This window comes from Paremcibacter congregatus, assembly GCF_006385135.1.
Classification (GTDB): domain Bacteria; phylum Pseudomonadota; class Alphaproteobacteria; order Sphingomonadales; family Emcibacteraceae; genus Paremcibacter; species Paremcibacter congregatus.
The window spans coordinates 228,993-242,528 of the sequence record NZ_CP041025.1; the positions used below are offsets into that span (position 1 = coordinate 228,993).

12 protein-coding genes and 1 tRNA gene are annotated in these 13,536 nt (G+C 55.2%); 7 read left to right on the forward strand and 6 right to left on the reverse strand.

Annotated elements, in window-relative coordinates; translation table 11 throughout:
* Positions 1-110: 110 nt before the first annotated feature.
* Positions 111-773 carry a (d)CMP kinase gene (gene cmk / locus FIV45_RS01050; protein ID WP_099474357.1) on the reverse strand — a complete coding sequence of 221 codons (663 nt, stop codon included), beginning with the start codon at positions 771-773 and terminating at the stop codon, positions 111-113.
* Positions 770-2,104 carry a 3-phosphoshikimate 1-carboxyvinyltransferase gene (aroA, locus tag FIV45_RS01055; RefSeq protein WP_099474354.1) on the reverse strand — a complete coding sequence of 445 codons (1,335 nt, stop codon included), beginning with the start codon at positions 2,102-2,104 and terminating at the stop codon, positions 770-772. Before aroA ends, cmk begins: the two co-directional genes overlap by 4 nt.
* Before the next feature lie 252 nt (positions 2,105-2,356).
* Between aroA and FIV45_RS01060 the strand changes: the two genes are divergently transcribed.
* The 5 genes from FIV45_RS01060 (at position 2,357) to ccsA (ending at position 7,615) form a co-directional block, all read left to right on the forward strand.
* On the forward strand, positions 2,357-2,683 hold the full coding sequence (locus FIV45_RS01060) for an FYDLN acid domain-containing protein (RefSeq protein WP_099474499.1): 327 nt from the start codon (positions 2,357-2,359) through the stop codon (positions 2,681-2,683).
* An 85-nt stretch (positions 2,684-2,768) separates the two neighbouring features.
* Positions 2,769-2,844, forward strand: a tRNA-Ala gene (locus tag FIV45_RS01065).
* A gap of 174 nt (positions 2,845-3,018) precedes the next feature.
* Complete coding sequence (locus FIV45_RS01070; RefSeq protein WP_099474352.1) at positions 3,019-3,684, forward strand: hypothetical protein; 666 nt, start codon at positions 3,019-3,021, stop codon at positions 3,682-3,684.
* 213 nt (positions 3,685-3,897) lie between these two features.
* The gene (gene peaB, locus FIV45_RS01075; RefSeq protein WP_139932288.1) at positions 3,898-5,385 is read left to right on the forward strand and encodes a quinohemoprotein amine dehydrogenase maturation protein; all 1,488 of its coding nucleotides are present in this window, start codon (positions 3,898-3,900) and stop codon (positions 5,383-5,385) included.
* A 13-nt stretch (positions 5,386-5,398) separates the two neighbouring features.
* Positions 5,399-7,615: a cytochrome c biogenesis protein CcsA gene (gene ccsA, locus FIV45_RS01080; protein ID WP_099472775.1), complete on the forward strand. Its 2,217-nt coding sequence runs from the start codon at positions 5,399-5,401 to the stop codon at positions 7,613-7,615.
* On the opposite strand, the gene FIV45_RS01085 is transcribed toward ccsA, so the two are convergent.
* From FIV45_RS01085 to FIV45_RS01100, 4 genes are all read right to left on the reverse strand, one after another.
* Positions 7,612-8,211 carry a glutathione S-transferase N-terminal domain-containing protein gene (locus tag FIV45_RS01085; RefSeq protein ID WP_099472773.1) on the reverse strand — a complete coding sequence of 200 codons (600 nt, stop codon included), beginning with the start codon at positions 8,209-8,211 and terminating at the stop codon, positions 7,612-7,614. The two genes, ccsA and FIV45_RS01085, sit on opposite strands and share 4 nt — an antisense overlap.
* A gap of 40 nt (positions 8,212-8,251) precedes the next feature.
* On the reverse strand, positions 8,252-9,679 hold the full coding sequence (locus tag FIV45_RS01090) for a protein adenylyltransferase SelO (RefSeq protein ID WP_099472770.1): 1,428 nt from the start codon (positions 9,677-9,679) through the stop codon (positions 8,252-8,254).
* The gene (trhO, locus tag FIV45_RS01095) at positions 9,676-10,680 is read right to left on the reverse strand and encodes an oxygen-dependent tRNA uridine(34) hydroxylase TrhO (RefSeq protein WP_099472768.1); all 1,005 of its coding nucleotides are present in this window, start codon (positions 10,678-10,680) and stop codon (positions 9,676-9,678) included. Before trhO ends, FIV45_RS01090 begins: the two co-directional genes overlap by 4 nt.
* Positions 10,681-10,803: 123 nt before the next feature.
* Positions 10,804-11,736, reverse strand: coding sequence for a tRNA-dihydrouridine synthase (locus FIV45_RS01100; RefSeq protein ID WP_099472766.1), 933 nt, complete (start codon positions 11,734-11,736; stop codon positions 10,804-10,806).
* A gap of 341 nt (positions 11,737-12,077) precedes the next feature.
* Here FIV45_RS01100 and FIV45_RS01105 point away from each other — a divergent pair, with 341 nt between their 5' ends.
* Positions 12,078-13,007: a hypothetical protein gene (locus FIV45_RS01105; RefSeq protein WP_099472764.1), complete on the forward strand. Its 930-nt coding sequence runs from the start codon at positions 12,078-12,080 to the stop codon at positions 13,005-13,007.
* A gap of 81 nt (positions 13,008-13,088) precedes the next feature.
* On the forward strand, positions 13,089-13,523 hold the full coding sequence (locus FIV45_RS01110; RefSeq protein WP_099472763.1) for a hypothetical protein: 435 nt from the start codon (positions 13,089-13,091) through the stop codon (positions 13,521-13,523).
* The last annotated feature ends 13 nt before the right edge of the window (positions 13,524-13,536 follow it).

A 13,536-nucleotide genomic window follows, 5' to 3' on the forward strand; every position in this document is an offset into this window, starting at 1 on the left:
TCAGGCCTGCCGGTTGTCTCCGGCGGTCTTGGAAACCATAGTCAATACGGCGTATGAATACGTCGCATGAACATATAAACACCCTTCCCTTTAAATCACTTTTTAAAAGGTCAGACGTTTGCTTGTTCTTTCGAAATCAGCCCGAGGGCCGCTTCGAACACGGCTTCTATATCCGAATTTGTTGTGTCAAGCAAGTGCGCGTTTTTGGCGGGTTTCAGCGGGGCTGTGCTGCGATTCATATCGCGGGCGTCGCGCTGGACGAGGTCGGCGAGAATGGCCTCGTACTGGGCCTCGGTGCCGTTTGGGCCATATTGCTCCAGAAACCGCCGTTTTGCGCGGGTTTCAACGTCGGCGATGATGTATATTTTTACATCCGCATCGGGGCATACCACGGTGCCGATGTCGCGGCCATCAAGGATGGCGCCGGTTTTGCCACCGGGGGGACTCTCGGCGAAATCCCTCTGGAAGGCCAGTAAAATGTCTCTTACCGCCGGAATCGCCGCCACTTTTGAGGCCAGGGCGCCGGTCGATTCGCCGCGGATGGCCGGGTCGGAAAGATCCATGTCGCCCAGCGCCCGGGCTGCGGCGACCGCGTCGGCTTCTTTTTCCGGGTCTCCGCCGTGGCGGGCGACATTCAGGCCAACCGCCCGATAAAGGGCGCCGGTATCAAGCAGCGCATAGTCAAAATGTGCGGCGAGTTTCCGGGCGAGGGTTCCCTTGCCGGACGCCGCCGGGCCATCAATGGCGATCACGAAAGTTTTGTCATCGGTCATGCGGGATCCTTGATCTGGTCTGTGATATGGGCGCCGAGGCCATTCATCAGGTCCCGGAAGCCGGGAAAACTGGTTTCAATCACCCGGCCATCGTCGACGGTGACCGGCTGGTCACTGGCCATGCCGAGCGTCAGGAACGACATAGCGATGCGGTGATCAAGGTGGGTTTTGACCAGCGCGCCGCCGGGGATGCTGGTCTGGCCGGTGATGGTCATGCCGTCGTCATGCTCAACAACCTGAACGCCGGCGGCCTGAAGCCCTGCCACCATCACGGAAATCCGGTCGCTTTCCTTGACGCGCAATTCTTCCAGGCCACGCATGACGGTCTCGCCTGTGGCAAAGCTCGCCGCGATGCAGAGGATGGGGTATTCATCAATCATGCTGGGGGCGCGGTCTTGGGGTACGGTAACGCCGTTGAGCGGGCTGTAGCGCACCCGGATGTCGGCTACTGATTCGCCGCACTCAAGACGTTCGTTGACGAAACTGACATCGCCGCCCATTTCCTGCAGGGTGGTGTATATGCCGGTGCGCGACGGATTCATGCCGACATTTTCGATCAGGATATCGGAGCCGGGGGTGATCAGGGCGGCGATCGTCGGGAAGGCGGCCGAGGAAGGATCGGTCGGCACCACCATGTCGCGGGCGGTGAGTTCTGGCTGACCGGTGACGGTGATCGCCGTGTTTTTGCCGTGCGGTGTAATGGCTATTTCGACACCGAAATGTTCAAACATACGCTCTGTATGGTCGCGGGTCGGGGTCTTTTCAATCACGGTGGTTTTGCCAGGGGTGTTGAGGGCGGCGAGCAGAATCGCAGATTTTACCTGGGCCGAGGCCACAGGGACTTCATATTCTATCGGCAGCGGGTCTTCGATGCCGCTGACGGTCAGCGGCAGGGTCATGTCTTTTGCGCCGTGGAAGCTTGCGCCGAATTTTGTCAGAGGGTCGGTCACCCGTTTCATGGGGCGGGATGACAGGGACGCATCGCCGGTGAAGGTGACACTATGGGGGGTGGTGGCGACCAGGCCCATCACCAGCCGTGCGCCGGTGCCGCTGTTGCCCATATCAAGCGCCGTGTCCGGTTGACACAGGCCACCGACGCCGACGCCGATCACCCGCCAGTCGCCGGCCTCGTCCCGTCTGATATCCGCGCCCAGCGCCCGCATGGCTTTGGCGGTGTCCAGCACGTCTTCACCTTCCAGCAGGCCGGAAATGCGGCTTTCGCCAAGGGCGAGGGTGCCCATGATCAGGGAACGATGGGAAATGGATTTGTCGCCGGGCACCCGCAGGCGGCCGGTGAGGGCATTGGCTTTATGTGAGGAGAGCTGTGTCATAGAATTTGCGTACTTTTTAAGTCTGTTGGCTTTTCGGTTGTGGCATCTGGCGGGTCCGAGATAGCATGTTTTACCGGCTTTAGACCAGAAAATATGTGGTTTGGCATGTATTTTTTGCCAGAAAAGAAAGCTCATCTGCGAATAAGCTTTGACAGAAAGGATGATCCGTGGCAAACGATTGCCTTTCAAGAAATACACGCCCTCTTATTATTCGTAATCAAGGGTGTTGAATTTGCTTTAAGGAGATTTACGTTGGCTAATCCGGAATGGGGTACCAAACGACAGTGCCCGAAATGTGGCACAAGATTTTACGATTTGGGTAATTTTGAGCCGATCGTCTGCATTGACTGTGACCATAAATTTAAACCGGAAATCATTCTGAAGAGTAAAATGACTCCGTTGGAAATGGTGTCAGATGATCAGGAAGATGACAAAGAAGACGATGATCTCGACGTGCTCGAGGATGATGATGATGTGGAAATCGACGCCGATGACAACACCGTTGTCCTGAGCGATGATGACGACACCAATGTCGCGGACGTGGTTGTAAAACCGACGCCGAAGAGCGGCGACGAATAAATTTATTTTTCTGCTTGATAATTGCAGAAAGGATGAATAAGTTCTGCCCAGCCGATGAATAGATTCGGCACCCGAAATGGAAATGGGGGCTATAGCTCAGTTGGGAGAGCGCTTCGCTGGCAGCGAAGAGGTCAGCGGTTCGAACCCGCTTAGCTCCACCATTTCGCTCAAGATATAGAGCATGCAGGAAATCCGCGAATATATTAAGTACTTTATATTCCATTTGTTAGGCAAAGATGCTAAACACAGGTAATGCTGCAACCTCCTAGAGCACAGAAAAAAATATCACAAAAAATAAAAAGTTCTATGCAATACATAATAGGAATCTGATTTTAATGAACCTAAAGTTATCACACCTATTAACAATGACTTTTATGTCGTTTTTTGTATATCAGGCAGCCCTTGCGAGCGAGAACGATGCGGTAGATATTATTCGGACTATTCAGATAGGTGGCCTTTCCTTAAACAGTACACCTGACGATATTGAAGCATTTATCGAAACAAAGCCGTCACTTGAGTGCAAGCGAATTGACGTGCCGGAACGAAAAAGTAAAATCCCCTCAAGACGATCATCACCACGACAGCAAAGCTGGAATTGTTCGTACTCACATAAAACTTTATCCGAAGTTTTAAATATCCGTATGTCCGATGGTGTTATCTCTTACCTTAACTATGAGACTGGATATGATAAAACTCAGCTTTTTGAAAAAACCAGATTGTATATTAGAGGGATACATAAAAAGCTTGAAGCGGCAGGGCTTACTTCTCATCAAAAACATTTAAAAAATTTCATGACGTACGAAGAAAAGGATATACAAGGAGGCTCTGCGCCTGTTTTTATGCAACACCTTAATGCAAAAAAAACAGTGTCGTGCGACAACATTCCTATTTACTTTCTTATGTCTATGAATGCCAATACGCTGCCTTCACAAAATATATACAGAGCGGGAATGAAGATAGAACGCAGCCGTAAACCAATACACTGCAAGAATATCGAGTAAGATTAAGAATGCGTAAAGCGAACTCTGAAGCAATTCTGAATTTCTGAGATCGCCCAGATTTTCTGGCCGGGTTTTTGATGTTTGCCCCCGTAAGGGCGCAGATATCATGGCGTCGTGGCACTGTCGGACAAGCCCTTTTCCTGGATATCCGCTATTCTCGTTCTCTGACGCCAGCCAATATGGTATGACGGCATGTAAAGGGAGTACGACGAGATGACCAGCGGCCTCAAATTTATCGCCCATAACGCCCATGATGTGACGGTGGGGGATCAGCGGATATTGTTTCATATCCCGACGACGTCGCTGTTTGATCTGGACGGGGTGTCGGGCGACGTGCTCGACCTGTTCAAGGAACTGGGCGAGGTCAGCCGCGCCGATGTCGAGGCCCGCTTTGAAGGCCGTCACAGCCCGGATGACATCCTCGCCGTGGTCGAGGACTTCCTCGAGATGGACATCATCACGGGTGACGGCCCGGATTTCGACAAAAACCTGCGGCCGGATTTTCCGCCGGTCAAGATCGAGAATTACCCCTTGAGCACCATCATCCTCAATGTCAACACCGGCTGCAATCTCGGTTGCACCTATTGCTACAAGGAAGACCTCACCACCCCGGCCAAGGGCGAGCTGATGGGCCTCGATACCGCGAAGAAATCCATCGACCTTTTGCTCAAGGAAGGTGCGAGCCGCGACCGGGTCAATGTGGTCTTTTTCGGCGGCGAGCCGTTAAGCAACATGCCGCTGATCAAGGGCGCGGTCGCCTATGCCGAGGAACGTTGCGCGGCGCTGGGCAAGAAGGTGGATTTCTCCCTGACCACCAACGCGACGCTGCTCACGGAAGACATCATCGATTATCTCAACGCCCATAAATTCGGCATCGCCATCAGCATGGACGGGCCGAAGGCGGTGCATGACAAGAACCGCAAGACCATCGGCGGCAAGGGCACCTATGATGTGGTGGCGAAGAAGGCCCGGATGCTGCTGGACCGCTATAGCGCCCGGCCGGTGGGGGCGCGGGTGACGCTGACCGCGGGGGTCACGGATGTGGAGGCGATCCACGCCCATCTCAAATATGATCTGGGCTTTGCCGAGGTGGGCTTCGCACCGGTGACCTCGGGTGATATTTCGCTGTTTAACCTCAGCAATACAGAATTGCACGAGGTGTTCGAGAATATGAAAAGCCTTGGCCTTGCTTACCGCGATGCGGCGCTGCGCGGCGAGAATACCGGTTTTTCCAACATGCATCAGCTGATGACGGATCTGTATGAGGGCACCAAGAAGGCGCTGCCCTGTGGCGCGGGTATTGGCCTGCTGGCGGTGGATCACGCGGGCGATCTCAATCTCTGTCACCGTTTCACCGGCTCGGATATTGACACCTATGGCTCGGTGGACACGGGCATCAAGAAGAAGGAGCTCGGCGCCTTTCTCGAGGGTCGGGCCGACCGGGAGGGCACCTGGTGCGACACCTGCCGGATCCGGAACCTGTGTTCCGGCGGCTGTTATCACGAATCTTACGCGACCTATGACGACATCAACAAGCCGACCTACCATTATTGCGACCTGATGCGCGACTGGATCGATTTCGGGATCAGGGTTTACAGTGAGATTCTGCGCGAAAATCCCGGTTATTTCGAACGCCATGTCAGCCCGAGAACTTTGCTCAACACCAACCGGACGGTGGGTGCGGCGCAACAGCTGATGTGAGGAAGGGGCGGCGATGGTGACCGGATGGGGCGGTAAATTACGCGACATGATCCTGTCTTCGGGCATTGTCTCGCTGGCCATAGTGTTGTTCGTGTTACTTGCCCCGCCGGAAGGGGAGATCGCGGCGCTTTATCTGGCGCTCCTCACGCTCCTCACCGCGTTCTTGCTGCCGGCCCGCCGGGCGCTTCTGTTGCGCCTGACCTTTTTGATCCTGATGGTGCTCAGCTTTTGTCTGCTTTATCATCTGGGCCGGGATCATTTCCATTATGCCTATGTCTGGCTCTATAGCGCCCCGGACCTGCCGCTTTATCTCAAGCTCGCCAATCTGTGGGGCGGGGAAGAGGGGACGTTGCTGTTTTTGGCTCTGCTGCTGGCGTTCTTTGCGGTGCGGATGGATCGTCAGCCGGGCTGGGCCGGGCCGGGGGTGATGCTTTTGCTGCTGCCGTTTTTGTTCGGGCTGCTGATCTGGCATCCTTTTCAGGAGACCAGCGCCGCACAACTGGCGACGGTGCCCTATCAGGGCATGAACGCCCATCTGACCAAATTCTGGATGGCGATCCATCCGCCACTGATCTTCCTCACCTATCTGTTGCTGCTGGTGCCGTCGGGCGCAGCAGTGGAGGCTTTGGTGCGCGGCACGGGACCCTGGAAGGTGCTGGCGATCAGTTATGGCCGTAAGGCCTGGGTGGTGATGAGCGCCGGATTGATCAGCGGCATGTGGTGGGCCTATGAGGATTATTTTTACGGCCAGTTCTGGCACTGGGACCCCGTGCAGACGGCGGCCTTCGTGGTCTGGTGCTTTCTCACCGCCTATCTGCATGGGCTGCGCAGTTATCATCCGGACAGGGCCCATGCCCGCAGTCTGCCCTTCCTCGGTCTGGTCACGGCGGCGGCGGCGATCGGGTCGATGCTGGTGACCCGCAACGGCGAACTGGTCAGTTCCCATCGCTATCTGGGGGAGACGTCAGTTGCGTTGCTGCTGTTCATTTCGGGGGCGTTATTATCTGTCGCGATCGTGGCTTTGCTTCTGTCCATCCGGCGGCGCTTGGCGCGGGCGGCCCGCCCGGTCCTGATCAGCGAATCCCGCCTGATGATCCATCTGGCGATCTGGGGCTTTGTCGGACTTGGCCTGATGGGCTGTTATGTGCTGGGCGAGGCCTATCTGCGGGCGCTGCTTGAGGTGCCCAAGGACAAGCCGCCGATCTTCTTCGCCCTGATTGCCAATGTCAGCCCGGCGGATTTTGTTGCCCTTCTTAAAGAACAGCATAGCCGCTGGTCGGTGGATAATTTTACCATGAACCAGATTCTGGTGCCGCTGGTGATCGCCGTGGCCCTGATCGGCGGGCATCGCTTTTTGCCGGTGAACCGTCGGGGGATGAAGTGGGGGATCACCCTTGGCGCGGCGGTGGTGAGCGTAGGGCTGGCATCCTATCTGCAGCCGTTGCAGCATTTTTACGACGGTACGGGGGTGACTTCGGGCGCGACCCGGCGCAATTTCTATCAGCTGAATATGTTGCTTGGTGCGGTGGTTTATTTTTGCGGCGCGAGCTTGCTGTATGCTTCGCCGATTGGCCTGCGGCGTGGCAAGGAAAAGGCCTATATCACCTATATTGCGCCGGTGGGACTGATCCATATGGGGGTGATGATCGGGTTGTTCGCCGCGCTTTGTGCGATGATTCTTGACACTCAGCGGGTGGTGAAAGTGAGTTTCCCGGCGGCGTATGACCGGCCCTTGACGATTTCCGACCGATATCAGATTGAACTGCGCCGCCCGAGTGCTCCGACCGCAGCGGCGGGGGCCTATTCGGCCAGCGGCACCGGGGCGCTAAAAACCGTTACGGATGTGAAATTATATCTGAAAGGCGAAGGCGGCGCGACCATGGTTCGGCAGGGCCAGACCCTGTATCAGGATGACCGGCAGGCGGTCTCGGGGGTTAGTGGCGCGATCCGGCAATATTGTGAGGCGGCGGACTATCGTTTTGCCCGCGCTTCCCGCGCTGACGACGGCAAGTCGCATATGCTGAATCCGTTTATCTATCGCGGGCTGGGTTATGACCTGCAGGTCTGGTTGCCGGCGATTGATTACCTGGCGCTGGACGCAGAAAAGACCTCCTCGGCGGAATATAATATTCTGGTCAAGAGATTTCCCTTGATGATCTGGCTGTGGATTGGCCTCGGCTTGTCCCTGCTGGCCGGAATATATTACGCCTGGGTCGTTCCGCGGCGTTAGGTCTGTCGCGGATCGGTTTTGATCATGATGTCCATTTTCTGGACCGTCTGATACCATTTATAGGTCAGGGGATGATCCGTCATCCAGTTAAGATCCGGGTGACGGAACCGGATGTAATCAAGGGCGCAGGCCATGCTCATGCTGCCGATATGCCAGTCGCCGGCATCGTGAATCATATTATGTTCAAATTCCTGCAGGCCGCGCAGGATAGCGGCTTCCCAGCGTTCGAGCCACATCGGTGACTGCTGCGCCGCGTCGCGACATTTTTCCTGCTGGGCGAGGACGGCCGCATCCATGATGCCGTCGGCCAGTGCCTGCATTTTTTGTTGTTTGAGATGCTCTTCAAACGACAATTCCGGGGTTTCAGCCATCTGGAACAGGGCGTCGGCGATCACCGGGCTGTCATAGACCGTATAACCGCGCCCCAGCACCAATGTGGGAATCTTGCCGAGCGGGTTGGCCTCGATCAGGCGTCCGCTCTGGTCTTCAAATGGATGCAGGAAGGTCAGTGTCACCTGATCGGTGAGTTTGAGATGATCAAGCACAAGGAGGATTTTGCGGCTATAGGGCGACGTCAGCGTATAAAAAAGTTCCATAGATGTTTCTCTTCTGCGTGGTCTTCAGGGCAGGCGATCATCAAGAGGAACAGCTGATATCCAGATGACGACCCCAGTCGGGTGGTTCACTGGCATAATGATCCCATTCTATTTGATCGTCAAAGGGAAATTGCAGCAGGCTGTGCAGACGGGCGATTTCGCTGTAATCGCCTTGCTCGGCTTTCTCGATCGCGGTCTGGGCCAGGTAATTGCGCAGGATATATTTAGGGTTTATCGCCCGCATGGCGCTGCGCCGCGCCTCCGGCGTTTGACTGTCCTGGGCCAGACGGGCGTCATAGGCGGCGAACCAGGCGGTGAACTGCGGCGCATTGTCCTTGAGGACCGGCAGCGGCTGATCTGTCCGGTCACTGAGCTGGCGGAAAAACAGGGTGTAATCCACCTGGTTTTCGGCCATCAGGTCGAACAGGTCATGGACCAGAAGCTCATCGCCCTCGGCAATGGTCTGCAGGCCGAGCTTGTCGGCCATAAGACGGTTATATCTTTTGAAGAAGCGGATCTGATAATGTTCACGCATCTGTTCAATGCTGGACTCGTCGGCGAGCAGCGGCTTCAGGGCATGGGCCAGCGCCAGACAATTCCACAGACCCACATTGGGCTGCTGGTCAAAGGCGTAGCGTCCGCCATCATCGGAATGGTTGCAGATATAGTGGGGGTCGAAGGCCTCCATAAAGCCGTAGGGACCATAATCAAAGGTCTGGCCGAGGATTGACATATTGTCGGTATTCATCACCCCGTGGGCGAAGCCGAAGGCCTGCCAGGCGGCGATCATCTCGGCGGTGCGCCCGGCGATTTCCTGCAGCATGTGATCGACATCGACCACTTCGGGATAATGGATGCGGCGGGTATAGTCGCAGAGCGCCTGCAATTCGTCATGCTGGTTGGTGTAGCTGAAATATTCGAAGCTGCCGAAGCGCACATGGGTTTCGCTCAGGCGGATGACACCGGCGGCCGTCTCCAGCCGTTCGCGCTGCACCGGCTCGTCGCTGTGGATCAGGCAGAGGGCACGGCTGGTGGGGATGCCGAGATGATGCAGGGCTTCACTGGCGAGATATTCCCGGATGCTGGAGCGCAAGACCGCCCGCCCGTCGGCCCCGCGGCAGAAGGGACTGGGCCCCGCGCCTTTCAGGTGGATGTCCCATAGTTCATTTTTCTGATTGCGCACCTGCCCGAGCAACAGCCCACGTCCGTCGCCGAGCCGCGGGCTATAGCCGCCGAACTGATGCCCGGCATACACCATGGCCAGCGGATCAGCACCGTCGATCATCTTGGCGCCGCTGAAAAACTGCAGCGCGTCTTTGCTCTGCAGGTCATCGGGGTCAAGGTCGAGCAGGGCAGCGCCGTTGGGGTTGGTCGCCACCATGCGCGGGTTGGGCAGGGGGCGGGCCGGGATCGCGGCATAGAATTTCTCACCCAAAGCGGCGAACTGATTGTCAAAATTCAGTTTCATGCGCGGTCACTGACGTCAGAGATATCCTGCTGACGTTGCTGGTTTTTCTGCTGCCGTTTGGCGGCCCGGCGTTGTTCGATGGTCTGGGCGACCACGCCGCCGATATGGCTCTGGCCTTTTTGAGCGGCGAGTTCGACCTGGCGTTCCCGCTCCTGATGGCGCTTTTTCTGGGCCGTGTCATGGATGTCATGGCAATGGGGGCAGCTGACGCCTTTTTGATAACGCGCATCCTGCTTCTCGGCTTCGGTAATCGGCATGCGGCAGGCGAAACACTGGTCATAACTGCCCTGTTCGAGATTATGTTTGACCGCCACCCGGCTGTCGAAGACAAAACATTCGCCTTGCCACAAGGATTGGTCTTCCGGCACTTCCTCAAGATATTTCAGGATGCCGCCTTCGAGGTGATAGACCTCGTCGAAGCCCTTTTGCTTGAGGTAGGCGGTGGATTTTTCGCAGCGGATGCCGCCGGTGCAGAACATGGCGACTTTCTTGTTTTTGGCGTCGGCGAGCTTCTCATCCACATAGGCGGGGAATTCCCGGAAAGTGGCGGTCTTGGGATCCCGCGCGCCTTTAAAGGTGCCGATGCCGACCTCGTAATCATTGCGGGTGTCAACGACGACTACATCCGGATCACTGATCAGGGCGTTCCAGTCCTGCGGCTTGACGTAACTGCCGACGATATGATTTGGGTCGATATCCTCGACCCCCATGGTGACGATCTCCTTTTTCAGACGCACCTTGGTGCGGTGAAAGGGCATGTCGTCGGCGAAGGATTCCTTGGTGACGATATCTTTGAAGCGGGGATCGGCGCGCAGGAAATCATGCAAGGCGGCAATGGCCTCCGCCGAGCCGGCGACGGTGCCGTTGATGCCTTCATGGGCCAGCAGCAGGGTGCCGTGAATGCCATGATCGGTGAGGAAGGCGTGTAACTTCGGTTGCAGGTCCTGATAATCAGGCAGGGCGACAAAATGATAGAGCGCCGATACAGTATAGGTCGTCATAAAAATCCTTTCAGCGGGCCGGAACGTAAATCCGGAGCCGGGGTGGTACATAAGCCATATATATGAAAGATCGCGCGGTGACGCAAGGGATGGCGACGGTTTTTCGGCGAACGCGCCGCCGGGTCACCTTTCCCGCCGGATCACTTCGATCATTTCGGCGACATCGCGCAGGCGTTTGATCTTCTCGAACAGGGGCGGGGCTTCGGGATATTGGCGTTTCAGATAACTGAACCATTGTTTGATGCGGCTCGGCAGATAGCCGCGCTGATATTTATCCCGGTTAAAGACGGCATAGCGGATCAGAAGATCACAGGTCTTGGCCCAGGATTGCGGCGCCTTGTCCCGACGAATGGTCGCGGCAAGGTTCGGCAGGCTGAGCCCGCCACGCCCGATCATAATATCATCACAGCCGGAAATACGACGGCAGGCTTCCGCATCGGCGCGCGACCAGATGTCACCATTGGCGATCACCGGGATGGCGACCTGCTGGCGGATGTCGTCAATCACATGCCAATGGGCCGGGGGGCGGTAGCCTTCGACCTTGGTCCGGGCATGAACGGTGAGCATATCGGCGCCGGCGGCCTCGATCGCCCGGGCGCAGTCATTGGCGAGATCGGCGGTTTCATACCCGAGCCGCATCTTGGCGCTGACCGATACGGCGGCGGGCACGGCGGCGCGCACGGCGCGCACGATCTGATAGAGGGATTCGGGTTCTTTCAACAGTACCGCGCCGCCCTTGTGGCGGTTGACGGTCTTGGCCGGGCAGCCGAAATTCAGATCGACGCCGGGGGAGCCCAAGGCCGCGGCGGTGACGGCGTTTTCCGCCATCCACTGCGGGTGTTGGCCGAGCAGCTGGATGCGCACCGGCGTGCCGGCGCGGGTGGTGCCGCCCTGGCGCAATTCCGGACTGATTTTATGGAAATAGGCGGGTTTATAGGCCTGATCGACCACCCGGACAAATTCGGTGATGCAAAGGTCATAATCACCGCCCGCGGTCAGCAGTTCCCGCATGGCGTGATCCACCACCCCCTCCATCGGTGCCAAGATAATTTTCATGGGGTCAGGATCGTTTCAACGGTCATACTATTTTCTGGATGGGATGGCGTTTTCAAGAAGCCGTTCATATTCTTTAAAATCCGTAGCGGATATCAACTAAAGGTCATTACCCTCATCGTAAGTGGTTTGCATTGCTTCATATATGACTTTCGCCTCATAAAGGTCAACATTCTTTAAAAACTCTGTTTCGCTGACAATTGTCATGAGGCGTTTCCTGTGCCATGGATTTTCGGCTATTCTATCGGAATTCCCGAAAATCCGCAATATAGGGGTTTTGACAAATGTCATGAGATCAGAGACACTGAAATGATCAGCCAATAACCAAAAAGAGTGGGGGATGTGTGGAAACTCAAAAACTGGAAAAATTAAATCCCCATTGGCGAATTAAACTCTGGTTTCTTTTGAGGGCGCTGGAATTATCCTTTGCGTTCACTTTTATCATAATCTTTCAGGATAAAATTGCCGTAGGTATGATATCTGCATGGACCTTGATCGTTTTCTATTACGCTAACCCCCTTTATGGAATATTTACAGTTCTGATCCGGCTGCCTTTTCGAGGTACCAAATTTTACGATTTGCGGTTATTTAAAGCTGCGATTAATACCGCGGTGTATGGCGTTTATGGGGCTTATCTATTTTGGCAACATATGGACGGATTGCCATTTACTGGATCCTTTGAAGATACTTTACTGCCTCTCGAAAAAGTAAATCATCTGGTTTTCCTGTGGCTTGGGGGGATGATTTTTAACTTTTGTACTGCTTATTGGCTTTATGGAAATGCCGCACGAGTTCTCGAAGTATCCAGTTACTTTAACGCAAAGGATGCCATTCATCATTCAGATCCAGGTTTTATTCAGCCAGGAAAGTGGTTTCTTCTGCGTCTCCTTGAGTTTGCGGCTTTCGTCGTTTGGATGGTTATTTTCTCGGTGTCACTGGAATCCGGGGTATTGGGGGGAGTGGCCTTTTATGCAGTTTATTTTCTCAACCCGATATATGCTCTGGCTGTATTGCTGAGTGCTATTTTGTTTTCCCATATTGAGTTTTGGAGTGTTCGTTTCAAGATGGCGTTGAAAAATGCTGTTACGCATGGGGTTTATGGGTATTTTTTATTATATGCTTTTCAGGTGTTTGAGCATGGTTCTTGGATTGGGTTTCCTAGATCTAACTCTTCGATACTCACTTGGGCGTGGATTTTCGGTATCTGCTTTAATTTCGCAACAGCGTGGTATGTCTATCGACCGGAGATGGTGAAAAAACCCAACGTGACCTGAGGACATCGTTTGCGTGAAATCAATTTGATGGTTCTGCTTTGGCGTAATATACGTATTTTTAGGCAAGAGAGGAGCTGAAAGATGCTTGATCATCCTTCTTTACTGACGCGGTTTATGATTGGCACCGGCATCGGGTTTCTGCTGGGGGTCGTCGGATTTTTCTGGATGCCCTATGTCATGCCGGCGGCGGACATGATGGTGCAGTTCGGGGTGTTGTTCTGGTACACAACCCTGGGGTTTGTCATCGCCTTGGTCGGGGTCTTCAACTGGAAGGCCGTGGTGAAATTCTCCGTGCCCTGGTGGTTGCGGGCGCCGGTGACCGGGGCGTGGCTGAATTTTGTTCTGACGCTGCTGACCTATAACACCATGCAAAATCTGCTGATGTCCACCTATGCCCTTGGCGATACGTTTACGTCGCCCTTGTGGTTTGTGGTGGAAGGGGCGGTTGTTGGGCTGATTATCGGCTTTTTCGCCACCCGCTATGGCGGGGAAAAGCGTATTCCGGTAGAGCAGTAGCAAACGCCCTTAA